21 protein-coding genes are annotated in these 25076 nt (G+C 70.7%); 6 read left to right on the top strand and 15 right to left on the bottom strand.

Annotation, left to right across the window (positions count from 1 at the left end):
- Positions 1-93 precede the first annotated feature (93 nt).
- From L6E10_RS34040 to L6E10_RS34025, 4 genes are read left to right on the top strand one after another with little or no spacing between them, the layout of a single operon-like run.
- Positions 94-1359: an MFS transporter gene (locus tag L6E10_RS34040; protein WP_236224252.1), complete on the top strand. Its 1266-nt coding sequence runs from the start codon at positions 94-96 to the stop codon at positions 1357-1359.
- Positions 1356-2846 carry a glycoside hydrolase family 43 protein gene (locus tag L6E10_RS34035; protein WP_236224251.1) on the top strand — a complete coding sequence of 497 codons (1491 nt, stop codon included), beginning with the start codon at positions 1356-1358 and terminating at the stop codon, positions 2844-2846. The genes L6E10_RS34040 and L6E10_RS34035 overlap by 4 nt, the downstream gene beginning before the upstream one ends.
- Positions 2843-5293, top strand: coding sequence for an alpha-L-rhamnosidase (locus L6E10_RS41010; RefSeq protein WP_236224250.1), 2451 nt, complete (start codon positions 2843-2845; stop codon positions 5291-5293). The genes L6E10_RS34035 and L6E10_RS41010 overlap by 4 nt, the downstream gene beginning before the upstream one ends.
- A gap of 31 nt (positions 5294-5324) precedes the next feature.
- Complete coding sequence (locus L6E10_RS34025; protein WP_236224249.1) at positions 5325-7949, top strand: glycoside hydrolase family 3 N-terminal domain-containing protein; 2625 nt, start codon at positions 5325-5327, stop codon at positions 7947-7949.
- A gap of 43 nt (positions 7950-7992) precedes the next feature.
- Here the strand turns inward: L6E10_RS34025 and L6E10_RS34020 are convergent, their stop codons facing one another.
- From L6E10_RS34020 to L6E10_RS33980, 9 genes are all read right to left on the bottom strand, one after another.
- Complete coding sequence (locus L6E10_RS34020) at positions 7993-9228, bottom strand: FAD-dependent oxidoreductase (RefSeq protein ID WP_236224248.1); 1236 nt, start codon at positions 9226-9228, stop codon at positions 7993-7995.
- The gene (locus L6E10_RS34015) at positions 9225-9566 is read right to left on the bottom strand and encodes a 2Fe-2S iron-sulfur cluster-binding protein (protein ID WP_236224247.1); all 342 of its coding nucleotides are present in this window, start codon (positions 9564-9566) and stop codon (positions 9225-9227) included. The genes L6E10_RS34020 and L6E10_RS34015 overlap by 4 nt, the downstream gene beginning before the upstream one ends.
- Positions 9563-10783 carry a cytochrome P450 gene (locus tag L6E10_RS34010; RefSeq protein ID WP_236224246.1) on the bottom strand — a complete coding sequence of 407 codons (1221 nt, stop codon included), beginning with the start codon at positions 10781-10783 and terminating at the stop codon, positions 9563-9565. Before L6E10_RS34010 ends, L6E10_RS34015 begins: the two co-directional genes overlap by 4 nt.
- 19 nt (positions 10784-10802) lie before the next feature.
- The gene (locus tag L6E10_RS34005; RefSeq protein WP_236224245.1) at positions 10803-11702 is read right to left on the bottom strand and encodes an SDR family NAD(P)-dependent oxidoreductase; all 900 of its coding nucleotides are present in this window, start codon (positions 11700-11702) and stop codon (positions 10803-10805) included.
- Between the two features lie 24 nt (positions 11703-11726).
- Positions 11727-12647 carry an SMP-30/gluconolactonase/LRE family protein gene (locus L6E10_RS34000; RefSeq protein WP_236224244.1) on the bottom strand — a complete coding sequence of 307 codons (921 nt, stop codon included), beginning with the start codon at positions 12645-12647 and terminating at the stop codon, positions 11727-11729.
- Positions 12648-12669: 22 nt separating this feature from the next.
- Entirely contained in the window at positions 12670-13614 is a 945-nt protein-coding gene (locus L6E10_RS33995; protein ID WP_236224243.1) for an alpha/beta hydrolase, read from the bottom strand.
- A gap of 11 nt (positions 13615-13625) precedes the next feature.
- On the bottom strand, positions 13626-14483 hold the full coding sequence (locus L6E10_RS33990) for an SDR family NAD(P)-dependent oxidoreductase (RefSeq protein WP_236224242.1): 858 nt from the start codon (positions 14481-14483) through the stop codon (positions 13626-13628).
- On the bottom strand, positions 14480-15622 hold the full coding sequence (locus L6E10_RS33985; RefSeq protein ID WP_236224241.1) for a serine hydrolase: 1143 nt from the start codon (positions 15620-15622) through the stop codon (positions 14480-14482). The genes L6E10_RS33990 and L6E10_RS33985 overlap by 4 nt, the downstream gene beginning before the upstream one ends.
- Positions 15623-15702: 80 nt before the next feature.
- Positions 15703-16113 carry a nuclear transport factor 2 family protein gene (locus L6E10_RS33980; RefSeq protein ID WP_236224240.1) on the bottom strand — a complete coding sequence of 137 codons (411 nt, stop codon included), beginning with the start codon at positions 16111-16113 and terminating at the stop codon, positions 15703-15705.
- 121 nt (positions 16114-16234) lie between these two features.
- Between L6E10_RS33980 and L6E10_RS33975 the strand changes: the two genes are divergently transcribed.
- A complete protein-coding gene (locus tag L6E10_RS33975) occupies positions 16235-17011 on the top strand; it encodes an enoyl-CoA hydratase/isomerase family protein (protein ID WP_236224239.1) in 777 nt (258 codons plus the stop codon).
- A gap of 15 nt (positions 17012-17026) precedes the next feature.
- On the opposite strand, the gene L6E10_RS33970 is transcribed toward L6E10_RS33975, so the two are convergent.
- Genes L6E10_RS33970 through L6E10_RS33960 form a run of 3 tightly spaced genes read right to left on the bottom strand, consistent with a single transcriptional unit; the run spans position 17027 to position 20959 of the window.
- Complete coding sequence (locus L6E10_RS33970) at positions 17027-18193, bottom strand: glycoside hydrolase family 1 protein (RefSeq protein WP_236224238.1); 1167 nt, start codon at positions 18191-18193, stop codon at positions 17027-17029.
- A complete protein-coding gene (locus L6E10_RS33965; RefSeq protein ID WP_236224237.1) occupies positions 18190-20142 on the bottom strand; it encodes an NAD(P)/FAD-dependent oxidoreductase in 1953 nt (650 codons plus the stop codon). Before L6E10_RS33965 ends, L6E10_RS33970 begins: the two co-directional genes overlap by 4 nt.
- Before the next feature lie 37 nt (positions 20143-20179).
- Complete coding sequence (locus L6E10_RS33960; RefSeq protein WP_236224236.1) at positions 20180-20959, bottom strand: IclR family transcriptional regulator; 780 nt, start codon at positions 20957-20959, stop codon at positions 20180-20182.
- 166 nt (positions 20960-21125) lie between these two features.
- Between L6E10_RS33960 and L6E10_RS33955 the strand changes: the two genes are divergently transcribed.
- Positions 21126-21725 (top strand): TetR/AcrR family transcriptional regulator, encoded by a 600-nt coding sequence (locus L6E10_RS33955; RefSeq protein WP_236224235.1) that lies wholly within the window; start codon positions 21126-21128, stop codon positions 21723-21725.
- A 4-nt stretch (positions 21726-21729) separates the two neighbouring features.
- Here L6E10_RS33955 and L6E10_RS33950 read toward each other — a convergent pair whose 3' ends face one another.
- From L6E10_RS33950 to L6E10_RS33940, 3 genes are read right to left on the bottom strand one after another with little or no spacing between them, the layout of a single operon-like run.
- Complete coding sequence (locus tag L6E10_RS33950) at positions 21730-22896, bottom strand: CaiB/BaiF CoA-transferase family protein (protein ID WP_236224234.1); 1167 nt, start codon at positions 22894-22896, stop codon at positions 21730-21732.
- A gap of 11 nt (positions 22897-22907) precedes the next feature.
- Positions 22908-23906 (bottom strand): acyl-CoA dehydrogenase, encoded by a 999-nt coding sequence (locus L6E10_RS33945; RefSeq protein WP_236224233.1) that lies wholly within the window; start codon positions 23904-23906, stop codon positions 22908-22910.
- Positions 23903-25048 (bottom strand): acyl-CoA dehydrogenase family protein, encoded by a 1146-nt coding sequence (locus L6E10_RS33940; protein WP_236224232.1) that lies wholly within the window; start codon positions 25046-25048, stop codon positions 23903-23905. Before L6E10_RS33940 ends, L6E10_RS33945 begins: the two co-directional genes overlap by 4 nt.
- Positions 25049-25076: the final 28 nt, after the last annotated feature.

Here is a 25076-nt window from a genome sequence, read left to right as displayed (position 1 = left end):
TCGTGGTTGCGCGCGCAACCTAGCCGACGTAACGTCTGCGAAACTTCGGTTGCGCGCGCCACCTCTCTCAGTCGAGACACTGGAGTCACCGCGATGACGAGCACCATGCACGACGTGGGACCGGTCGAGGAGAACCTGCGGCCGGTCAGCGGCTGGTTCATGACCGTCTACACGCTCACCAACTTCGGCCTGTCACTCGTGGTCCTGATGCCGATCCTCTTCAGCCTGGCCTACAAGGTCCAGGTCGTGGACCCGGCCTCGAAGGAGAGCAGCCTCGGGCTGGTCATCGGCGTCGCCGCGGTCGTGTCGATCGTCATCGGTCCGGTCATCGGTGCGCTGAGCGACCGGACCCGTCTGGCGTGGGGCCGCCGCCGGCCGTACCTGCTCGCGGGGATCGTCGTCAACGCCGCCGGCTCGCTGCTGATCGCCACCTCGTCGTCGATCCCGGCGATCCTGGTCGGTTGGGTGGTCGCGACCATCGGCCTGACCTTCGCGGCGACGGCGGTCAACCCCGTGATCGCGGAGTGGGTGCCCCAGGCGCAGCGCGGCAAGCTCGGGGCGTTCGCCGGTGTGGCCGCACAGCTGGCCGGGGTGGCGGCCACCCTGATCGGGAGCCTGCTGCTCGACCACCAGGTGTTGCTGTTCCTGCTCCCGGTGCTGGTCCTCGCGGTGATGTCGGTGTTCTTCCTGTTCACCGTTCCCGACCGCCCTGCGGAGTCCACCGCACAGGCGACGTCGGCAGTCCGCTTCGTCAAGGAGCTCGCGTTCAACCCGTTGGAGCACCGCGACTTCTCGTTGGTGCTCATCGGCAAGTTCCTGCTGACGCTGGGCACGAACTTCTTCACGACCTACCAGCTGTACTTCATGCTCGACCGGTTGAAGCTGGTGCCGGCGGAGGCAGGGCAGAAGCTCGCACTGCTCGGGGGGATCGGCGTTCTGGTCGGGACGATGTCCGCCATCGTCAGCGGCCTGGTCTCCGACCGGATCAAACGGCGGAAACCGTTCATCTACGGAGCCGCCGCGGCGATGTCCGGCGGCCTGGTCATCGCCGCCGTGGCGAATGATCTGGTGGTCTACAGCGCGGGCGCCATTCTGCTGACGGTCGGCGTGGGCATGTTCGGCACGGTCGACCTGGCGCTGGTCAGCGACGTCATGCCGGACCGCGGGAAGCGGGCCGGAAAGTACATGAGCATCTACTACAACATCGCCAGCAGTCCGGCCGGAGCGATCGCCCCGATCCTCGCGCCGCTCGTGCTGGCCATCGGTGGTGGCGCCAACTACGCCGCGTTGTTCCTCACCGCCGCCGTCCTGGCGGTGGGCGCGGGCGTGACGGCTTGGCGAATCCGCAGCGTCCGATGATCACGGAGAAGAGCGAGCAGGTGACAACGCCCATCATCGCCGGGTTCTACCCCGACCCGACCATCTGCCGGGCAGGGAACGCCTACTACCTGGCCAACTCCAGCTTCGAGTACGCACCCGGCGTGCCGATCCACCGCAGCACCGATCTGGTGACCTGGACACCGGTCGGCAACGCCCTGCACCGGCCGAGCCAGCTCGACGTCCGCATCGCCCCTGCGAGCACCGGCGTGTACGCGCCGACGCTGCGCCACCACGGGAACAAGTTCTGGTTGGTGACGACGAACGTGCTCGAGCACCACCGCGGCCAGCTGATCGTCACGGCCGACGACCCGGCGGGTCCGTGGTCGGACCCGGTTCACGTGGACGGCGCGATCGGGATCGACCCTGATCTGATGTGGGACGAGGACGGGGTCTGCCACCTGACGTGGGCTTCGAACCTGCCCGGAATCGCGAGCATGCCGATCGACCCCGCGACCGGCGCGGCCCTCGGCTCACCGCGATTGCTGTGGCAGGGCACGGGACTCGCTCACCCGGAGGGGCCTCACCTGTACCGGCGCGACGGCTGGTGGTACCTCGTGCTCGCGGAGGGCGGCACCGAGCGCGGGCACACCGTCACCGTCGCGCGGGCCACCTCCCTCGCCGGGCCGTGGGAGGCCGCACCGACGAACCCGGTCCTCACACATCGCAGCACCACCCATCCCGTGCACAACACCGGCCACGCCGACCTCGTCGAGCTGGCCGACGGCTCGTGGGCCGTGGTCCACCTCGGCGTGCGACCACGCGGCCGGACACCGATGTTCCACGTCAACGGCCGCGAGACGTTCATCGCGGGGGTGACGTGGATCGACGGGTGGCCGGTGGTCGACGAGGAGCGCTTCGCCCCGGCCCCACCGGACCACTCGTTCGTCGACAGGTTCGACTCCACCGAACTCGACCACCGCTGGGTCTCCCCCAACGTCTTCCCGGACAGCTTCTCGAGGCTGGAAGGCGGTCGCCTCGTGTTGAGCGCTCCAGCCGAGGGCGACCCGAAGCCGGTGCTGTCGGCACGGGCGCGTGATCCCGAGTGGACCGCCGAGGTCCGGCTCGACACGTCCGCGGGCGTCGGGCGGTTCCTCGTCCGGATCGACGAGTCGCACTGGTACGGACTCACTGCCGACGCGGAGACGGTCTCGGCCACCGTGGTGATCGGTCCTGCCCGCACCACCGTTGCCCGGGTGCCGTTGCGCGGACGGGCAACACTGCGCATCTCCGTCCGTGAACCCGTCGCGGTCCCGCCCATGCCGGTGCACGAGCCCGATCTCGTCGAGCTGGCCGTCGTGGCGGACGACGGAACACCGGAGGTGCTCGGGACCTTCGACGGTCGCTACCTGTCCACCGAGGTGGCAGGTGGGTTCACCGGTCGCACGTTCGGCGTCGAACCCGTCGCGGGCGAGGTCGCGGTCCACCACATCTCGTACAGATCACTTGGCCGACAAGGAATCCTGTGAATCACACCTGGCACGCCAGCTTCGTGGCGTCCGAGGCGGCGGGCGATGCGGCGCCGTACTTCCGGCGCGAGTTCACCTCCGGAAAACCGGTGCGGGCGACGCTGCACGTCACCGGACTCGGCATCGTCGAGCCCTACCTCAACGGCGTCCGCGTGGGAGACGAAGTGCTCGCGCCGGGCTGGAACTCCTACCGCCACCGCCTGCACGTGAGCCGGTACGACGTCACCGGCCTGGTCCGCGACGGCGCGAACGCGATCGGCGCGATCGTCGGTGACGGCTGGGCGGTGGGCCGGATCGGGTACGAGGGCAAGCGCAACCTCTACACCGACCGACCGGCGCTGTTCCTCCAGCTCGAACTCGACCACGGCGACCGCATCGAGATCGTGAGCACGGCGGAAGGTTTCCGCTGCGGGACCGGAGCGGTCCTCGCCAATGACCTGCTCGACGGCGAGACCTACGACGCCAGGCTCGAACCCGGAGGCTGGAGCGCGTCCGGATTCGACGACAGCGCGTGGACGCCGGCCGTTCCGTTCGACTGGAGTCTCGACGCGGTGGTCACCACCGACGCACCGCCGATCCGGCGGATCGAGGAGCTCACGCCGGTCTCGGTCACCACGAGCCCGTCCGGCAGGACGATCGCCGACTTCGGGCAGAACATCGCCGGCTGGGTGCGGATCACGACGTCCGGCCCTGCCGGCACCGTGATCACCCTGCGGCACGCGGAAGTCCTCACCGACGGCGAACTGGACACGACGAGCCTGCGGACCGCGACCGCGACCGACCGGTACACCTGCCGTGGCAGCGAGGAGACGTGGGAGCCCCGGTTCACCTTCCACGGTTTCCGCTACGCCGAGGTCGACGGACCGTTCGACGAGATCCGGGCCGTGGTCGTGCACAGCGACATGACCCGCACCGGCTGGTTCGACTCCTCGCACGAGCTGCTCAACCGGCTGCACGCCAACGTGGTCTGGTCGATGCGCGGAAACTTCGTCGGTGTGCCGACGGATTGCCCGCAGCGGGACGAGCGCCTGGGCTGGACCGGTGACCTCAACGCGTTCGGCCCGACTGCCGCGTTCCTGTACGACGTGCGCGGTGTGCTCGGCTCCTGGCTCGCGGACCTGGCCGCGGAGCAGCGGGACAAGGGGTACGTGCCGATGGTTGTCCCGGACGTGCTGTCCACGCCGGCACCACCGACCGCGTTGTGGAGCGACACCGCGGTGAGCCTGCCCTGGACGATCTACCAGGAGTACGGCGACGAAGAAGTCCTGCGCCGCCAGTACGACTCCATGTCCTCCTTCGTCCGGGACGTCGAGGCGCGGCTCGACGAAAACGACCTGTGGAGCACCGGGTTCCAGTTCGGCGACTGGCTCGACCCCGACGCCCCGGACCACAACGCGTCGGGCGGCAAGACCGACCGGCATCTCGTCGCCTCGGCGTTCCTGTGCCGGGTGACCGGGGAAATGGCCGACACCGCCGCACTGCTCGGCAAGCACGACGACGCCGTCCACTTCACCGCCCTGGCCGAACGCGTGCGGGCCGCCTTCCGCCGCGAGTACGTCACGGCGACAGGCCGGGTCACCGGCGAGACCGCCACGGCGTACGCGCTCGCGATCTGCTTCGGCATCCTCGACCCCGCGCAGGAAACCCATGCCGGCGACCAACTCGCGCGGCTGGTCGCCAAGGCCGGCTACCGCATCTCCACCGGGTTCGCCGGCACCCCCTACGTCTGCGAAGCGTTGAGTCGCACCGGGCACCTCGACGACGCCTACCGGGTCCTGTTGCACACCGAGTGCCCGTCGTTCCTCTACCCGGTCACCATGGGCGCCACCACCATCTGGGAACGCTGGGACGCCATCAATCCCGACGGCACACTGCACCTGACGGGGCTGGACTCGCAGAACCACTACGCACTCGGGGCAGTGGCGAACTGGCTGCACCGCGTCGTCGGCGGCCTCACGCCCGCAGAGCCCGGCTACCGCGCCATGCGCATCGCTCCCCAGCCGGGCGGTGGCCTCACCCGCACGACCCTCACGCACGACACGGTCCACGGCCGGGTCACCATCGCTTGGCGCACGGCCGACGACCGCCTGCGCGTGGAGGTCGGCATCCCGGAGGGCACCACGGCGACGGTCGTGCTGCCGCAGCACCCGGACGGGTTGGTGGAGGAAGTCGCCGAGGGCAACCACACGTGGGAGTACGACACACCGAAGCCACCGCAGCGGTCGTACACAATGGACACTCCTCTCCAGGCGCTGGCCAGCGATCCGGAGGTCTGGCGCGCGGTCACCGCGGTGTTCGACGAGCTCCTCCCCGGCATCCCGATCTACGGCAACACTCCGGAGAGCGCGGGCATCTCGCTCAACACCATGCTCGACTACCTGCCGCAGACGCCAGCCGGGCTGAAGGCCGGCCTCGTCGCGGCCATCGGCGCGGAGGCCGAGCGCTGAAGTGCCCGCACCAACTGGAAGGAAACCCGTTTTGCCTCCCGAACAGCGCTACCGCGATGCGTCGCTTCCTGTCGCCGACCGGGTCGCGGACCTGCTCAGCCGCATGACCCTGGAGGAGAAGGCCGCACAACTCACCGCACCCACCGCACCCGCGATCGACGTCCACAACCCGCCGTCCACCGGGTGGGGCGCCGTTCTTGCGGCGCTGGCGTGCATCGAGTCGTCGCCGCGCGAGATAGCCGCCGCGATTAACGAACTGCAGCGCAAGCACGTCGAGGACACGAGGCTGGGCATTCCCGTGCTCGTCGCCGAGGAAGCCCTGGTCGGGTTGAAGATCCAGGGCGCGACGATGTTCCCCGACGCGATCGCCCAGGCCGCCACGTGGGATCCGGAGCTGATCGGGCGGATGGGCGCCGCGATCGGGACCCAGATGGCGCGCACCGGTACCCGTCAGGCACTGGCGCCGCTCGCCGACACGGCCAGGGACCCGCGCTGGGGCCGGGTGGAGGAGACGTACGGCGAAGAGCCGTACCTCGTCGGGTCGATGGCCACCGCGTTCGTCCGCGGCCTGCAGGAGGCCGACCCCGAGGCGCCGCTCATCGCGACGGTGAAGCACTTCCTCGGCTACAGCGCCAGCGCCGGTGGCCGCAACACCGACTCGGCCTCGATCGGCCCGCGCGAGCTGCGCGAGGTCCACTCGGTGCCGTTCGAGATGGTGATCCGCGACGGCGGGGCGCGTGGCATCATGCCCGCGTACATCGACATCGACGGCGTTCCGGTGACTGGTTCGCGCGCGTATCTCACCGATCTGCTCCGTGACGAGCTGGGTTTCGACGGGCTGGTCATCTCCGACCTCGGCGCCGTCGGACAGCTCCACACCAAGCACGGCACCGCGGACAGCGAGGCGGACGCGTGCGCCCAGGCCGTGCGGGCCGGGGTGCACCTGGACCTCGTGCCCCGGCTGACGACGGGCCACCTGGTCGAGGCGGTCGAGTCCGGACTCCTCACGACGGCCGGCCTGGACCTGGCGGTGGGCACGGTCCTGCGGACGAAGTTCGAGCTGGGCCTGTTCGAGCGGCCGTACGTCGACCTGGACGGGGTGCCGGAGACGCTCGACCCCTCGGAGACACGTGCCCTCGCTCGCGAGATCGCCGAGCAGTCGATCGTGCTGCTCCGCAACGAGCCGGTCGACGGCGTTCCTCTCCTCCCTCTCGGCCCGGACGCCGGAACGATCGCGGTCATCGGCCCGAACGCCGACCGTCTGATGGGGCAGCTGGGCAACTACAGCTATCCGGTGCTCGAGAGCGTGGCGAAGCGGTTCGCGCTCGCCGCGGACCCGACGGCCCGCGCGGACGAGGCCGTCGAGTTCGGCGGAAGAACCGGAGCGGACCAGGCCCGCCTGATGGTGGACTCCGTCCCCGTGGTCACGTTCCTCGACGGGATCCGCGCCAGGGCCGGTGGTGCGACGGTGCTGTACGAGCCGGGATGCCCGGTGCAGGACGAAGACCGCTCGGGCATTCCCGCGGCCGTCGAAGCGGCGAGGTCCGCGGACGTCACCGTGCTCGTCGTCGGGGACCAGGCGGGCATCAACGCTTTCGGCACCGTCGGTGAGGGTCTGGACAGCTTCACGTGCGAACTGCCCGGCGTGCAGCGAGAGCTGGTCGAGGCGGTGCTGGCCACCGGCACGCCGACCGTCGTCGTGCTCAGCCACGGCCGGCCCTACTCGCTGAAGTGGATGGCCGACTCCGTTCCCGCGATCGTGACGAGCTGGTTCGGCGGTGAGGAAGCCGGCAGTGCCACCGCCGCGGTGCTCTTCGGTGACGTGAACCCCGCAGGGCGGCTCCCCGTCTCGTTCCTGGACTTCGGCGGAAGCGCGCCATTGCCCTACTGGCGAGCGGCGCAGACGCCCGCGTACGTCGAGGGACGCGCCGGGGCCACGTTCCCGTTCGGACATGGCCTGAGCTACACGACCTTCGTCTACCGCGACGTGGAGATCAGCCGGCCGGAGGTGCCGACCGACGGTGCGGTAGAGCTGTCGTTCACGGTGGTCAACGCCGGAGATCGTGCCGGTGACGAGGTCGTCCAGGTGTACGGGCAGGATGTGATCGCACGGACCGCGCGGCCGCGACGCAAGCTGGTCGCGTTCCGGCGGGTGTCGCTGGAGGCCGGCGCCGCTGTGCGGATCACGGCGACAGTGCCTGCGAGCATGTTCGCGCTGTGGGACAGCGACGAGGGCTGGCTCGTCGAGCCGGGAAAGGTCAAGTTCTTCATCGGTGGGTCGTCCGCGCAGATCCGCCTGCGCACGTCGGTCACGCTCACCGGCGACGTTCACCACGCGGGCCCGGACCGTGCTCTCACCAGTTCGGTGTCGACGATCCCGGTCGACCCCGAGGCCGAGGCCGAGCCTGTCACGCGCACCGCCGCACCCTTGGTCGCAGCCCCGCTCTCCGGCGACAACACGGTCCTGGAGTGGCTCGAGCACCCTGTCGGTGGCGATCTGCTGCGCGGCCTGCTCCAGGGAGCGGACGAGGAGACCCTCGCGCCGGCGTTCGGCATGTCCCTCAAGGAGATGGCGATGTACAGCGGCGGCCGGATCACTCCGGAGAGTGTCGATCGGCTCGCCGCCCAGGCGCACGAGCAGATGTCGGCTGAATAGCCAGAAGGCTCCGTACGTCGAGCAACGACGTACGGAGCCCTTCTCACCCAGCCAGGTACTTCTTCAACGGCGTGCCGGGCTCAGCCGCCACCTCGCAGGGCAGGGATGTGCCTTGTGTCAACGCCTTGCGCACGACCAGGAAATCCGCCGGGGCGTTGACGCATTCCACCGCCACCAGCCTCTCGCCCCGGTAGCGCAGCACGACGTGCTGCCCGGCGCGCGTGCCTTCGCGGACCACGACGTCGTCGTCAGGACCGGCAAGTCCGGCGATCTGGAGCTTCAACGCCCCCTGGTCGGACCAGAACCACGGCACGCTCCGATAGGGCCGCGGGTTTCCGGTCAGGGTGCTCGCGGCCGCCTTGGCCTGTTCGGTCGCGTTGTCGACGCTCTCCAGCCGCAGCCGCCTGCCGGGCTGCACGCCGGGGGTCGGATCGGGCAGGTTGGCGCAGTCCCCCACCGCCACGGTGCGGCCGTCCGAGGCGAGGGACAGCTCGTCGACGACCACACCGCCGTCGCAGTGCAGCCCAGCGCCACGCGCCAGGTCGTCGCGCGGGCGAGCCCCGACACCGACCAGCACGAGACCGGCGGGCAGTTCGGTGCCGTCGTCCAGTTCGACGGCACGGACCGCGTGGTCGCCGCGAAGACGCAGAGGACGGGCACCGGTGAGGATCCGGACCCCGGCGGCTCGGTGCGCCGCTTCGACCACGGCCGCGGTGTCCGGGCTGAGGACGCGGTTCATCAGCGACGCTCCGGCCTCCACCACGGTGGCCCGCACGCCGGAGGCGGCGGCGGTGGCGGCCACCTCCAGCCCGATGAAGCCGCCGCCGATCACGACCAGGTCGGCGACGGCGGTGAGCCGGCGGGTCAGGGCCTCGGCGTCGGTGACGTCCCGCAGGACCACGACGCCCTCGAGCTCGGAGCCCTCCAGTTCCAGGCGCCGCGGTTCCGCGCCGGTGGCCAGCGCCAGCCTGTCGAACGTCCACCGCCGTCCCGACTCGGCGACCGCTTCCCGGCCGGCGAGGTCCACCTGCGCGACGCGTTCGCCCACGACGAGATCAATGCGCTGCTGGGTGTAAAAAGCGTTGCTGCGCAGGGCCAAAGCCCCTGCGTCGATCTCTCCGCGCAGGTATGCCTTGGACAGCGGCGGGCGGCCGTACGGGGCGTGCGGCTCGTGCCCGACCAACGTGATGGGACCGGCCCAGCCCAGTTCGCGGGCGCTGCTCACCAGTTGGGCGCCCGCCTGGCCCGCGCCGATGACGAGCAGGTGCCCCGTGCTCACAGCTGGGTCTCCGGAATGGTGACGTGGACTTCCTGGCCTTCGGTGAGGACGAGCTGGCAGGACAGCCGGGAGTTGTCCTCGCGGTCGGTCGCCGCGACGTCGAGCATGTCGTCCTCGTCCTCGCTGACGGGTGGGAAGTCGTCGGCGTGGCGCTCGTCGAGGAAGACGTGGCAGGTCGCGCAGGACAACGATCCGCCGCACTGGGCGAGGATGCCGGGGACGCCGTTGCGGACCGCTGCCTGCATCACGGAGTCGCCGTCCTCGGCCTCGACGACGCGCTCGGTGCCGTCGGGCTGGGTGTAGAAGACCTTGGGCACGGCTGCGTTCTCCTTCGTCACCAGGTGACCGGCAGGCTGGTCATGGGCTGGGTCAGGACCGTGCGGTCGAACACCGGCTCACCCGCCAGCTTCAGGTCCGGGATCCGCTTGAACAGCTCCGCCAGGCCGACCTGCAGCTCCATCCGGGCCAGCGGCGCTCCGAGGCAGTGGTGCAGGCCGTGGCTCAGCGTCAGGTGGGCGTTGTCCGCCCTGGTGATGTCGAACCGGCCGGGATCGGTGACGGCGGCGGGGTCGTGCCCGGCAGTGACCATGTCGATGCTGACCGCCTCTCCGGCGGCGATGACCTGACCGTCGATCTCGACGTCCTCGATGGCCACGAACGGCACCAGCCCGCCTCCTCCACCCACCATCGGGGCGATCACGAACCCGCCGTGGCGCAGCACCTCCTCGGCAGTGGTGGGAGCGAGGCCGTCCGGATCGGTGAGGAACACGGCGCGCTGGTCGTCGGAGCGCAGCAGGGAGAGCACGCCGGTGGAGAGGAAAGTCGCGGTGTTGTCGAAGCCGCCCACGATCAGGATGAACGCGATCGGCAGGATCTCGGCGTCGGTCAGCGTCTCGTCGCGGTCGCGGGCGTGTGCCAACGAGCTGAGCAGGTCGTCTCGCGGTTCGGCGCGGCGCTGGGCGATCAGGTGGGACATGTAGCCGGCCAGTTCGGCCATGTCCGCCGCCACCTCGGCCTCGGTCTTGCCCGCCACGGCGAGCGTCGAGGAGCTCCACCGCTCGAACTTCTCCCGGTCTGACGAGGGCACGCCGAGCAGGGAGCTGAGCATCTCGATGGGCAGCGCCAGCGAGTACTCGGTCACCAGGTCGCGCACACCGCCGCGAGCGACCATGCCGTCGATCAGCTCATTGGCGAACGCCACCGCCGAGTCCCGCATCTCGCGGACCCGCTTGGGCGAGATCGCTTTCTTCACCAGCTTGCGCAGCTTGGTGTGCTGGGGCGGGTCCTCGAACTGGAGGGTGCCGCGCAGGAAGTCCGGGAACGGCACGAAGAACGGCACGGCGCGCTCGCCGGTGCGGAACGGTTCGCGCACGAAACGGCGGTCGCTGAGGACCTTGCGGGCGGCGGCGTTGCGGTGCACCAGCCACACGTCACCGCCGTGCGGCATGGTCATCTTCGTCATCGGCCGGTCCGCGACCAGGCGGCCGATGTGCGCGACTCCCTCGGACGGGGTGACGGGCCCGAAGGGGTACTCGGTGCCGGGAGTGGTGGTCATCGTGGTTCTCCGGTGTTGTTCAGGCGGTGTGCGGGACGGCGACCAGTTCGGGGCGCGCGTCGGGAGTGAGGGCCATGACCTCGTCGAACCGGGCGGCGACCGTCTCAGGGGTCAGGGCCGGGTCGTGGATGCCGGTGGTGGTGACCACGACGGCGCGGTTCACCGTGCCGCCGGCGGCGTTGAACAGCTCGCCGGTGACCGTGCACGAGGGGTGCACGAGGTAGGCGGCCAGCGGGGCGACGTGCTCGGGCAGCAGCTGGGTGCGCAGGTACTCCATCACCTCGGGCGCCAGCGACTCCGCCGAGTTCTCCGCCATGCGGGTGCCGGCGCCGGGAGCGATGGCGTTGACGAGGATGCCGTGCTCCGCTCCTTCGAGGGCGAGGTTGCGGGTGAGCGCGAACACAGCGCCTTTGGAGCTGCCGTAGTGCGTCATCAGCGGGTTGCCCAGCATGGCGGCGGACACGGTGTTGACCACCCGGCCGCGGCCCGAGGCGATCAGGTGCGGCCACGCTGCCTTGCAGATGTTCAGGGAACCGAAGAAGTGCACGTCGAGATACCGCTGGTACTCCTGCGTGCCGACCTCGTCGAAGCGGGCCGTGCGCACGATGCCGGCGTTGTTGATCACGGCGTCGAGCCGGCCGAACTCACGAATCGCGGCGTTGACCACCTCGGCAGCGCCGCTCTCGGTGGAGATGTCGGCACGGCAGGCGGTAGCTCTGCCTCCGGCGGCCTCGATCTCGGCCACGACATCGCCTGCCGGGTCGTCTCCGTTCACGCCGGCACCGTCGACCTTCGCGCCGAGGTCGGCGACGACGACAGCCGCGCCACGGGACGCGAGCAGCAGTGCGTGGGCACGCCCGATGCCGCGCCCGGCTCCGGTCACGATCACGGCGCGGTCGTCGAAGGAAAGGGTTTCCACGGGTGTTCTCCTCTGTCGGGGCGATCAGGGACGGTTGGCGCCGCCGCCGACCGGGACGTCGGCGATCCAGATCGACCCGCGGCGCAGGCGGCGGGACTCCTCCCAGTCCATGACGTCCAGCCCCGCGCAGACGAACAAGGTCCGCCGGTCCTCACCGCCCAGCACGCACGCCGGGGGCAACGCCTGCTGCGGGTCGAACCGCACCACGTCGGTCACGGTTCCGCCCTCGACGACGCGGGCGACAGCGGGAACCATCGGCATGCCCGCCCACACCCCACCCTCGTCGTCCAGGCAGATGCCGTCGGGAAGCGTGGAGGTGGTGGCGAACACGCGGCGGCCGCTCAAGCCGCCGTCGGTGTCGCGGTCGAGCACGGTGATGCGGTTGGCGAAGGCCTCGGCGGTCACCACACGCGTGCCGTCGGAGCTGACGGCGATGCCGTTGGCGCCGGCGAAACCACCCAGCTCGGTCAACGCTCGGGCGGACCCGTCCGGCTCGACCACGAGCAGTGCCGAGTCGCGCGGTTGCTCCCCCGCGAACAGCTCGAAGCCCAGCTGGGTGACGTAGGCGCGGCCGTCGGCGTCGACGACCATGTCGTTGATCGGTCCGGTGACCAGGTCACGCAGGTCGGCGTGCACGGTGACGTTCTCGCCGTCGTAGGCCAGGACCAGCCGCTCGTGCATCGAGGTGACGACCAGCCTGCCGTCCGGGAGCCAGCCGAAACCGCCGGGGACGACCTCGCTGCCGTTGACCGGGGTGCGGCCGGACAGGTCGAGGACGGTCTCCGGCTCACCGGCGGCGTCGAGGCGGACGAGCCGATGGGCGTACATGTCGCTGAACCACAACGCACCTTCGTGCCAGCGCGGGCACTCGGCCCAGGTGTAGCCGCGGGACAGCTCACGCGGGGCGATCTCGCGCGCGGTGGCGAGCAGATCGGCTTCGGTCACGGGTTCTCCAAGATCAGTTCGGTCAGAACGGGAGCGGGTGGGCGAACTTGGCTCGCAGCAGCGCGCCGGTTTCGGCGACCGCGAGCCGGCCGCGTGCCAGGTAGTCGGACTGGAGCGCGAAGCCGTGGAACAAGCCGGGATAGCGGGTGACGGTCGTCTGCACCCGTGCGTCGCGCAGACGCTCGGCGTAGCGCTCACCCCAGTCGCGGATCGGGTCGCACTCCGCGGTGACCACGATCGCCGGAGGCAGGCCGGACAGATCGGCCGCGTAGGCGGGGATCCGGTACGGGCCGTCTGGCACGCCCTGGCCGGCGTCAGCCAGTTCGTTGAGGTAGAGCACGTCATCCCGGCCGAGGATCGGAGCGCCGGCGTAGCGGGTGATCGAGGCTGCGGCCAGGTCGCGGTCCACCCCGGGGTAGATCAGGACCTGGCAGGCGAGGGCCGGTCCGCCGCGGTCGCGGGCGGCCAGCGCGACCGCCGCGGCCAGGGTGCCGCCGGCGCTGTCACCGACGACGGCCAGCCGTTGCGGGTCGACACGCAGCTGCTCGGCGTGCTCGGCGACCCACGTGGTGGCGGCCCAGGCGTCGTCGAACTGCGCGGGCGGCGGCGCTTCCGGCGCGAGGCGGTACTCCACTGCCACCACCACCGCTCCACTGTGGTCGGCGAGATGGCGGGCCAGCGGCTCGAACGAGTGGTTGGAGCCCATGCACATGCCGCCGCCGTGGAAGTACACGAGCACGGGCGCGCGGTCATCCGTGGTGGGGCGATGCACGCGCAGCGCGATGTCCCCCTGTGGCCGGGGAACCACGTGATCCTCGGTAGCCGCCATCACCGGCAGGGCAGGCGGGTGGGGTGCCGCCTCCAACGCCGCGCGCACGGCCTCGATGCCCCGCTCACGCAGGGACGGGGCGTCGATCACGGCAGCGGCGATCGCGGCGGCGTCCGGATCCAACGGGAATGCGGGCACGGCTGACTCCCTCACTCGACGGCGAACCCGCCCACCGGCAGGACCGGTGCGCGGCGGTGGGCCAGGGTGTCGGCACGGGCGGCCATGGCGTCGTGCACGAACGACTGCGAGGTCAGGTAGAACTCGCCCGCGGCCGCCTGGTCGAAGAAGATGCGAGCGGCCTCGAGCGGGGACATCGCCTGCGCCTTGATCCCGAGCATGGCCGCTCGCTGCCCTTCGGCCGCTGCGGTGTCGCCGTCCTCGACCCCGCCCGCGGACTCGAAGATGTCCGACGCGACCGCGCCGGGCAGCACCGCCTGCACGTGGACGTGGCCTGCGTGTCCGGCCAGTTCGACTTCCTGGTGCAGGCACTCGGTGATCGCGAGCACGGCGTGCTTGCTCATGATGTAGGCGGCCTGCAGCGGCGCGGCCGTCACGCCGCCGACCGAGGACAGGTTCCACACCCACGACCGGCCGGGCTCGGCGAGCATGCGCGGCAGGAAGGCACGGATGCCGTGGAAGACGCCGTTGACGTTGATCGAGACCAGCCGCTCCCAGTTGGCGACCGGGGTGTCCCACAGGTAGCCGAACTGCTCCACGCCCGCGTTGTTCACCAGCAGCCGGACCGGCCCGAGCTCGGTCACCGCGCGCTCGGCCAGGCGTTCGACGGCCTGCGGATCGCGCACGTCGCAGACCACGTCCACCGCACGGGCGCCGCACTCCTCCAGTTCCGCCCGCAACGCCGCCACGGCTGCCGCGTCGACGTCGGCCAGGACCACGGTCATGCCCAGTTCCGAAGCGGCGTAGCGGGCCAGCCCGGCACCGATGCCCGCGCCGGCACCGGTGATCACCGCGACCCCGCCGCCGAAGAGGTCCTCCGCGCCGGTCATCGCGTGCCCTCCGCGACGATCTCGCGAATCGCGCGGACGATCGGGGCGAACGTCCGCTCCGGCTCGAGAACCGCTGAGGCGTCCATGTTGTTGTGGCAGATCGCCACGGCGATCCGGTCGCGCAGGTCGGCCCAGGCCAGCGAACCACCGGCACCGGGGCTGTAGACGATCTCGCGGTGATCGCCCACCAGCGGGTCCGACGCGCCGTGCTCGCCGCCGAGCCAGTAGCCGGCGGCACCGAACCACACCGGGATGGGCAGCACCTGGTCCGGGTCGTGCGCACCCTCACGGGGACGGGTGAGGGAGGCGACGCGGTCGCGGGACAGCAGCCGCACGCCGTCCAGCTCGCCACCTTCGGCGAGCAGCGCGAAGATGCGGGCCACCGACGACGCCGTGGCGATCGCACCCGCGCCGGGATCGACGGCCTGGTGCACGACCCGCAGGTTGTGCGCGTCCGAGCCGGGGAAAACGGCACGCGGGCTGATCCCGTGCTCGTCGACGATGGAGAACTCGTTGCCGCCGTACAAAGTGGCCACGCGTGGCAGGTCGTCGTCCGGCACGCCGAGGTGGAAGTCGGCGACGCCGAGAGGCGCGCAGATCTCCTCGCGCACAAAGGCGTCGAACGGTCGTCGGGACGGATCGGTCCGGCGCACGACCTCACCGATGACCCAGCCCCACACCAGCACGTGGTACGCGTTGGCCTTGCCGGGCGGGAACACCGGGGTGAACGCGGCGATCCGCTCGGTCATCCAATCCCAGTCGGCCATCAGCTCCGGCGTGACGCCCGCGGGCATCTGCGGAATGCCCGCCCGGTGCGACAGCGCCTGCTCGACAGTGGTGGTGTGCTTGCCGTTCACACCGAACTCCGGCCAGTAGGTCGCGACCGGGGCCTCGAGGTCGAGCAGCCCGCGCTCGGCCTGGAGGTGGGCGGCGAGCGCGGTGACTCCCTTGGTCACGGAGAACACCGGGAACAGCGTGCGGTGGTCGGCCGGTGTGCCGTTTTCAGCGTCGGCGAGCCCCGCAACGGCGTCGACGACCAGTTCGCCCCGGTGGTAGGCGGCGACGGCGATGCCGGTCTCCCCCAGCTCCAGGGCTCGGTCGAGCGCCTTGCGAATGCGCGGGTCGTGCGGGACGGGCATCGGATCTCCTCGAGCGGCGGCCGGCCGAGGCTAGGAGGCCGGGGCTGCGGCGGGGCCGGGTTGTTCCGGTGAGTGGACGGTCAGGTGCTGATCTGGCGCCGGGCGAACAACCAGCGGCCATCGGCGGAACGCCGCAGTTCGTCGGTGTAGGAACCGACGGCGAGGATGCTCGCGGGCAGATCGCCGGACACCAGCTGGAAGTAGGCGTGTGCCGCGGCGCGGTCGCCGTCGACGTGGACCTCGTGGTTGGTGATGACGTGCCGGTTGCGGGACTCCGGGCTGGCGTACCCGAGTTCGCGCATCGAGCCGAGTCCGTTCAGGACCTCCTGGCGGCCTCGCCACGACACCTCGGGCATCCACCACTCGACGTCGTCGGTGCACAGCTCGCCGATGTCGGCCAGCGTGCCCTCGTCGGCCATGCGGCCGAACCGGTTGAGCAGGGTGATGATCGCTGCCGTGTCGGCGGCCGGGTTGTTCCCTTTGGCGCTCAACGGTTCTCCTGTGCGGTCGGGGGAAGGCGATGATGGCGTGGCGGTCGCCACAGCGGTGGCACTCCTCCCAGTCAGCGGAACAACGGGCTCGCGCACCGCTGTTGTGCGGCAGGTTCGGCGTGTGACAACTGGTTCCGAACTGTCGGTCTCGGTGCGGGAGGGCGTTGCGCTGCTGGAGATGCGCCGCCCGCCCGCCAACTACTTCGACGAGCCGCTGATCGGCGAGCTCGTGGACGCGGCTCTCGCCCTGGACGACGATCCGGACTGCCGGGCGATCGTTCTCGCCTCGCAGGGCAAGCACTTCTGCGCGGGTGCGGACTTCGGCGACGGCGGGGGCTTCGACCAGGACCGGGTGGCCGTGTCCGAACGCCTGTACCACCGGGCCGCCCAGTTGTTCGAGGTGCGGACGCCGATCATCGCCGCCGTGCAGGGTGCTGCGGTGGGCGGCGGGCTCGGCCTGGCCTGCGCGGCGGACTTCCGGGTCGCTGAACCGTCGTCGCGGTTCACCGCCAACTTCGCGTTGCTCGGCTTCCACCACGGCTTCGGCCTGAGCGTGACGCTGCCGGACCTGGTGGGCCGGCAGACGGCGGCCGATCTGCTGCTGACCGGCCGCAGGGTCTGCGGCGAGGACGCGGTCCGCATCGGACTGGCCGACCGGCTGGCCGGACCAGGTGAGGTGCGGGAAGCGGCAGTGGGGTGGGCCCAGGAGATCGCTGACGCGGCACCTCTCGCGGTGCGGTCGATCCGGGCCACGTTGCGCGCGGACCTGCCCGCGCGGGTGAGGGCGGCGCTGGATCACGAACTGGCGGAGCAGGCCCGGCTGTGGCAGACGCGCGACTGTGCCGAGGGCATCGCCGCGAGTCTGCAACGGCGGCCACCGGTCTTCATCGGCCGGTGACCTGCCGGGCACAGCTCACAGCGCGTTCGCGCGGGCGACGGATCCCAGCCACGCGAGGCTCGGCTTGGGGCGCCTTTCGAAGGTCTCGCGGTCGACGGCGACGAGGCCGAACGTCGGCCCCCACCGTCCCCATTCGACGTTGTCGAGCAGACTCCAGTGCAGGTATCCGCGGACGTCCGCGCCATCGTCGACGGCGTTCAGCACCCCTTGCAGAGCACTTGTCGTGTAAGCGATGCGGCGTTCGTCGTCCGGCGTGGCGATGCCGTTCTCCGTCACCACGACCGGGACCTCCCCGACGACCTCACGGGTGTGCCGGATCGCGATCTCGAGCGCGTCCGGGCGGTAGGCCCACCCCATGAGGGTGTTGTCCGGGTGCTCGGGGTGCGGCACGATCCCGTTCTCGTCGACGAGCTGGCTGGTGTAGGACTGGACTCCGACGAAATCGTCCTCACGTGCCGGTTCGAGGTACATGTCCTCCCAGATCCGTTGCACCTCGGCGTGCTTCGCCTCGGCACCGGCGGCAGGTACCAGCGCCTGGTTGGCGACGGTCCAGCCGACCTTCGCACCGGTGGCCTCGCGCAGCAGAGGTGCCACCGCCAGGTGTGCCTCGATCAGGCGGTCACCGATCTTGGTGTCGGGCAGCATCCCGAACGGGTAAGGCCGGCCGGCGGCGACCTCGGCGAGCGCGCCGTGGTTGACGGCGAGCACGTTCGGTTCGTTGATCGTGCACACCCAATCGACGCCGTCCAGGATGGACGCGGCTTCGCCGACGTACCGGGTGAACAGGTCGACGACGTCGTCCCGCAGCCAGGCTTCGTGAGCACCCAGCCACCTGGGGTGGGTGAAGTGGTGCAGCGTCACCACCGGGGTGAGCCCCAGCCGCAGCGCGGTGTCGATCATCCGCCGGTAGTGCGCGAGTTCGGCGCGGGAGAACTGCCCCGGCGCGGGTTCGATCCGTGCCCACTCGATGCTGAACCGGTAGGCGTTGAAGCCCGCGTCAGCCAGCAGGCGCATGTCCTCCTCGTACCGGTGGTAGCTGTCCACCGCGTCACCGCTGGCTTGGATGTGCTCCGCGGTGTCCTGTTCGAGCTTCCACCAGTCGTTGTTGAGGTTGTTGCCCTCGGTCTGGTGGGCCGACGTGGCGGCTCCCCAGAGGAATCCGTCAGGGAGTGCGCGGGTCACAGCAGATCTCCTTCGAGCGTCGGGGTGAACACGTGGTCCTCGGGCACCGGGGCGCGCAGCATGGTCCAGTAGTCGACGAGCCGCCACGGGCAGGTGACCCAGGCGCGTCCGTTCTTGTTGCGGTAGTAGCCGTTGGCGCTGCCGCCGTGCTGCCACACCGTCTTGTCCAGCGCCTCGTCCACCCGGCGGTTGTAGTCGTCGGTCGCCTCGCGAGTGGGCTCCATCGCCGTCAGATCTTCCTCCACCAGGTACTGCAGGCACTCCACGACGTAGTGGACGTGCTCCTCGCTGGTGATGTTGTGCCCACCGCCGTGGTTCGGCGCCGCGTTGGGACCCGCGGTGACGAAGAAGTTGGGAAAGCCCGGCACCGTGATGCCGAGGTAGGCGCGGGGATCCTGGTCGGCCCACGCGTCGGCGAGCTCGAGCCCGTCGCGGCCGGCGACGTCGAGGAAACTCAGGTACTCCAGCTTGAAGCCGGTGGCCCAGATGATGACGTCGGCCTCGATGAACTCACCGTCGGTCGTGACCACGCCGTCAGGCAGGATCTCGCGGAACGATGCCCTGTGAACGGTCACGTGGTCACGTTTGACCGCCTCGAAGAAGCCGGGATCCTTGACGATCCGCTTGGCGAACGGCGGGAAGTCCGGTGTCAGCTTCTGCTTCAGATCCGGGCGGTCGGCGAACGAGCGGTCCAGGTGGTCGGCACACACTCGCATCACCGCGTCGTTGGCCGGGGACGCCGAGACGTGCGTGGCGTACCACTCCTCGTCGATCCGCGCGACGGCCCAGTTCTTGTCCGCCGCCCACCAGTAGGACTTGAGCCGGAACCACTGGTGGAAGTACGGAATGTTCGCCAGCGCCCACGTCATGCCTTCCGGCACATCGGAGTGGACGGCGTTCTCCGGGATGACCCAGTGCGGCTGGCGCGCCACGACGTGCAGCGCGTCGACCTGGTCGACGATGCTCGCCACGACCTGCACCGAGGTGCAGCCCGCGCCGAGGACGACGACCTTCTTGCCGGTCAGGTCGACCTCGGGCCGCCATTGCGCGGTGTGCATCATCTCGCCGCGGAAGGTTTGTGCGCCCGGGACTTCGGGGATCGAGGCGGCGTTGAGGACACCGGTGGCGGTGACCACGGCGTTCGCCCGGTGGGAGCGGACCTCGCCGTCCTGGCCGCGCACGGTCAGCGTCCACGACTGGTCCTCCTCGTCCCACACGCAGCGGAGAACCTTGGTGGAGAAGGAGATGTGGCGGTGCAGGTCGTACTTGCGCGCCACGCCCCGCAGGTACTCCAGGTACTCCGGGCCGGTCGGGTAGTACTTCGACCACAACGGGTTCAGCTCGAAGGAGTACGAGTAGAAGTGGCTGGGCGTGTCGACCGCGGCACCGGGGTAGGTGTTGCGCGACCAGGTGCCGCCGAGATCGTCGCGCTCCTCGAACACGTGGTAGCGGAATCCGGCCGCGCCGAGCTTGATAGCGGCGTTCAGCCCGATCATTCCCGAACCGATGACGGCGACGGTGAAGTCCTCGGGTGGGCGGCGGGTCGCCGGCACCACGCGGCGCGCGGGCTCGAACCCGGCCTGCTCGCGCAGGTGTGGCACGAACTCCGGGTCGACGGTGTCGTTGACGCACACCTCGGCGATGCGCCGGAAGAGCTCGTCGTCGGGCACCTCGATCCTGGGCACGAGCGAGTCGCCGAGCAGCCGTCGGGCACGGGCGCGGACCTCGTCGGCGACGCTCTCCGGGTAGCCACCGGCCCACGCCGTGCGATGCGCGTCGAGTTTCGCCTTGAACTCGTCCACCAGCGTGGTGTCGCCGGTCAGGTGCACCAAGGCGGCGAGCAGCGCACCCGGTTCGGCGACGTCGACGGCTGCGGCCAGGGCGGCTCGGTCGACACCGGTGACGGGCGAGATGACGTAGGTGGGCTGGTCCGGGGTGATCACGGTCATCGGGTCACCGGATTTCTCGTGGTGGTCAGGGTGGAGGTCAGCCGTGGGCGAGAACGGCGGGCGCCGCGGCGTGGACGCGGCCGATCTGCCTGCCGTGCAAGCGAGTCACGCCCGAGGCCGCGTACCAGATGTCGGCCGCTGCCCGCCGCACCGCGGCCACGGCCCTGTCGACGGGCACCGACCCGGCCGGCCCGCACAGCGACAGCGCGGCGGACAACCCGCCCTCGCACGGACCGACCGGGGCGGCCACGGCCGTGACACCGGCCGAGCAGCCCTCTAGGTCGATGGCCACGCCGTCGCGCTCGCGGACCCGTTCGACCTCGGCTCGCAGGGGCTCGTGGCCGGACGGCCCCGGCCAGTCGGCCTCGTCGAGCTGGGCCAGCAGCGCGAGTCCGGCGGCCGAGCACATCGCCGGTTGCCGGGCGCCAAGACGCCAGCCCTCGCCCTTCTCCGGCCAGCCGCCGACTCGTTCCAGGTGCAGCACGTCGCCGGACACCAGCGCGCTCAGGTGCACGGTCAGCCCGGTCGAGCGGTGCAGGGCGTGCATGTACGGCAGGGCGGCCTGGTGCACGCCGTCGCGGCGCACCACCTGGGAGCCCAGCTCGAACATGCGGATGCCCAGCCCGTACTCGAAGCCCCTGCGCTCCACCCAGCCGAGCTCGACCAGGCGTTGCAGGATGCGGTGCGCCGAGGAGCGGGGCAAGCCGGCCCGGCGGGAGATCTGGGCGAGGGTGAGCCGGTCGTGCCCGTCGAAGACCTGCAACAGCGACGCCACCCGGTCGATCATCGCCACGGGCGGTTCGTGCTCTCGGGTCATCGCCCCTCCCGATCCCTGTTGCAGAATCTGCCGACATGTCAGAAACTGACAGGTGTGAGCGTAACCGCCTCCCTCGACCGTGTAAACGGATCGTGTCCAATTTCCGCATACAATCTTGCATCCAACTACATTGATGCAGGTGAGACGGCTGCGAAGAGGTGCCGGCATGCCCCGAGGTGAACGTCCGACGCTGACCGAGCGGCGGGCTGAGGAGCTGCGCGTCGCCATCGCGCACAAAGCCAAAGAGATCTTCGTGGCCGACGGCGACACGTCGGCGACGGTCGAGCGCATCGCCGAAGCCGCCGGTGTCTCGCCGCGCACCTTCCACCGCCACTTCCCGGTCAAGGAGGACGTGGTCCGGCCGCTGTTCCGCGCCACCTCCGAGTGGGTCGCGGACAGCCTGAAGAACGTCGCCGACACCGAAGACCTGGTCGAGGCCTTCGTCTCCGCCTGGACCTCCGCCCTGCCCGGCGGGCGGCTCAGCGAGGCCGACCAGCGCTTCCTCGAGCTGATGGTGACCACCCCGCAGTACCGCCTGCGCTGGCAGGAGGCCGACGAGGAACTGTGCGAGGTGGTCGCCGACTTCCTCGACCGGCGCTTGCCCGCGGGCGGGCACCCGCTGCACCGGACGCTGCCCGCCTACCTGGTCGTGCACGCCACCCGGCACGTCTTCGAGCACTGGATCACGTCCGGTTGCCACGAAGACCTGACCGGGCTGTTGCGGGATGCGTTGCGGATGGTCCTGGCCGGAGCCGCCGTGCGGTGAGCTCTCAGCCCAGCGCTCCGCTCTCGCGCAACGCGGCGAGGTCGTGGCCGCGGGCGGCCAGCACCCGTTCGGTGTCCGCGCCGTGGGCGACGGGTGCGCGGGGCGGCACCGAGCCAGAGCGGCTGAGCTTGATCGGCACGCCGACGCCCCGGTAGTCGCCGTCAGCGACCACCATCGCCCGGTGCCGGACCTGGGGCGCGGCCAGTGCGGAGGCCACGTCGTTCACGGGGCTCGCCGGCACTCCCCTCTCCCGCAGGGCCTCGGCCAGTTCGTCCGCCTTTCTCGCGCAGAACAGCGGTTCCAGCAAGGCCAGCAACTCCGTGCGGTGCTCGACGCGATCCCGGTTGCGCAGGAACCTGCTGTCACCCGCCAGCTCAGGCCGGCCGAGCACGTCCGCGAGCGCGGTGAAGTGGGCGTCACTGGCGGCGGCCACGAACAGGCTGCCGCCGTGCGCCGTGCGGAACACCTGGTACGGCGCAACGGTCGGGTGCGCGGCCCCTGTGCGCACCGGCAGCGTCCCCGAGGCCAGGTAGGCGGCCGAATGCGGGTGCATCAGCGACACCACCGCGTCCACCAGCGTGATGTCGACCAGCTGTCCACGGCCGCTCGCCGCCTTCTCGGTCAGGGCGAGCAGGACACCCGCGAACGCCTGATGTGCCGCGGTGATGTCGACGACCGGCACGCCGACGCGCAACGGGTCGTCGTCCGGCTCGCCGTTCACGCTCATCAAGCCGCCGTGGGCCTGCAGCACCGCGTCGTAGCCGGGCTCGCCACCCAGCGGACCGTCCACCCCGTAGCCGGTGATGCGGCAGTACACGAGACCGGGGAACTCGGCGGCCAGCCGCTCTTCGTAATCCAGTCCCCAGCGCCGCATGGTGCCGGCCTTGAAGTTCTCCACGACGACGTCCGCGCCGGCGATGAGGTCGTGCAGCACGTCGCGCGCGGCCTCGATACGCAGGTCCAGCACGACGTTGGCCTTGTTGCGGTTGAGGCCCTGGTAGTAGGCGCTGGTCGTCTGCTCCTCGTCGACGAACGGCGGGCCCCAGCGCCGGGTCTCGTCCCCCGCCGGCGCCTCGACCTTGATCACGTCCGCGCCGTGGTCGGCGAGCATCTGCGCGCACAGCGGCCCGGCGAGCACCCGGCTGAGGTCCAGCACCTTCAGTCCCCGCAACGCTCCCCCGCTCACCTGCCACCGCCCGTCACCGCGGACCACACCGAGCCGTCGGCGGCGGCCAGGCGGTCGTGCCAGTGGCTCTCGTTGCCGAACTCCTCGCGCCACGACCACAACCTGGTGGTCGCCGCGCCGAGAGCGTGCTCAGCCGAGTAGCCGAGGGCACCGTGCAACTGGTGCCCGACCGACGCGACGACGTGCGCACCGGCAGACGTGGTGGCCTTCGCCGCGGCAACAGCGATATCGGCCCGACGATCGGATGCCTCGACCGCGAGCACAGCCGCGTCGGCGCTCACCCGCATGGCGGTGACCTCCGCCGCGAGCGCCGCCAGGTGTTGTTGCACAGCCTGGAAACGGGCCAACGGGCGACCGAACTGCTCCCGTTGGGCGACGTGCCGCCGTGCCGACTCCAGCACGGCTCGCGCCGCGCCTGCCAGCTGCACAGCCCGGACGAGTGCCCCTCGGTGCAGCACCTCGTCCGGTTCGACATCGGCGGGTGCGGCGGCGGTGACCTCGACGTCGTCGAGGACGACGACGTCACGGGGTTCGCCTGCGAGGTTCTCGTGGCGTTCGACGGCGCTCACCGGGGCCACCGCGACGTTCCCGTCGTGGGCGATGGTCACCACGTGACCGGCATGCCGCGCCCACGGTGCCCGCACCCGGCCGGACAGCCGCAGCCCGTTGCGCCGGTGCACACGGGCCTGGTCGATCGACGCGACCACCAGGCCGTCCGGAATGGACAGACCGGCGCGAGCCAGCAGCCATCCCGCCAGGAACGCCGACTCCGCCACGGGCACGCGGGCACCGTGGAACGCCAGCAGGTCGACCACGACCGCGAGGTCGCGGAGCCCGCCACCGCTGCCGCCGATCTCCTCGGGGACACCCAGGAGGTGGAAACCGGTGTCGCACAGGTCTTCCCACAGGGAGCGGTCGAAATCGTCCTCGCTGTCGCGGCCCTTGAGGATGGCACCGACAGCGGCGCGGATCTCCTCGTGCAGCTCGTCGCTCACCGAACCCCCAGACCACGGGCCACCACGGACCGCAGAACCTCGTTGGTGCCCCCGCGCAAGGTGAACGCCGGGGAGTGCAGGACGCCGTCGGCGAGCAACCCCGCGAGCCCTTCAGCCCCGCGCCGGGGTTCGACGCCGGCGACACGCCGCACGGTCTCCACGACGTCTCCTTCGAACCGGGACCCGAGGTCCTTCACCAGTGCGGCGGCCACCTCCGGCGAACGACCGGCCGCCAAGTCGGCCGCGACCGCGAGCGAAAGCTGCCGCAACGTCCAGGCGCGGGCCATGAGCCGCCCGACCTCCCTGGCCGCCACCGGGTCGTCGCTCGTCTGCGCCGCCCACGCCTCCAGCAAGGGGAAGGTGCTCAGGAACCGCTCGGGTCCCGAACGCTCGTGGCCGAGTTCCGCGATCACCTGCCGCCAGCCGAAGCCGCGGTCGCCGAGCAGAGCGTCTGCGGGCACGACGGCGTGGTCGAAGACCACCTCGTTGAAGTGGTGCTCGCCGTCGATCGTCACGATCGGCCGGACCTCGACGTCCGGGTGCGGCAGGTCCACCACGAACTGCGACAGGCCGGTGTGCCGGTCTCCCGGTGTGCCATCGGTGCGAGCGAGCACCACGATGGCGTGCGCGAAATGCGCTCCGGTCGTCCACAGCTTGGTGCCGGTGATCTCCCAGCCGTGTGGTGTCTCGACCGCTCGGGTGCGCACGGCGGCGAGGTCGGAGCCGGCGTCCGGCTCACTCATTCCGATGGCGAAGAAGCACTCGCCCTTGGCGATCTCCGGCAGATACCGGTGCCGCTGCGCTTCGGTGCCGTTGCGCAGGATCGACGGAGCCATCTGACGGTCGGCGATCCAGTGCGCGGCCACCGGCGCACCGGCCGCCAGCAATTCCTCGACCACCACGAAGCGCTCCAGCGGAGTGCGGTCGTGGCCGCCGTGGTGTCGCGGCAACGTCATCCCCACCCAGCCGCGGCTGGCCAGCAGCCTGCTGAACGCCGGGTCGGCCGCGGTCATCCAGGCGTCGCAGCGGGGTCGGAAACCACCCGCCGCGCGCTGGTCGTCGAGGAACTGGCGCACCTCGTCCCGCAGTTCGTGCTCGACGGTGCTGTGGCGGTGCGCGACCAGGTCGATCGTCGGTGTCACCCGGACTCCTCTCTCGGGGTCCGGGCCA

Origin of the sequence: Lentzea sp. CC55 (genome assembly GCF_021056325.1) — a bacterium.
Classification (GTDB): domain Bacteria; phylum Actinomycetota; class Actinomycetes; order Mycobacteriales; family Pseudonocardiaceae; genus Lentzea; species Lentzea jiangxiensis.
This window is presented reverse-complemented; position numbering and strand designations above follow the sequence as displayed.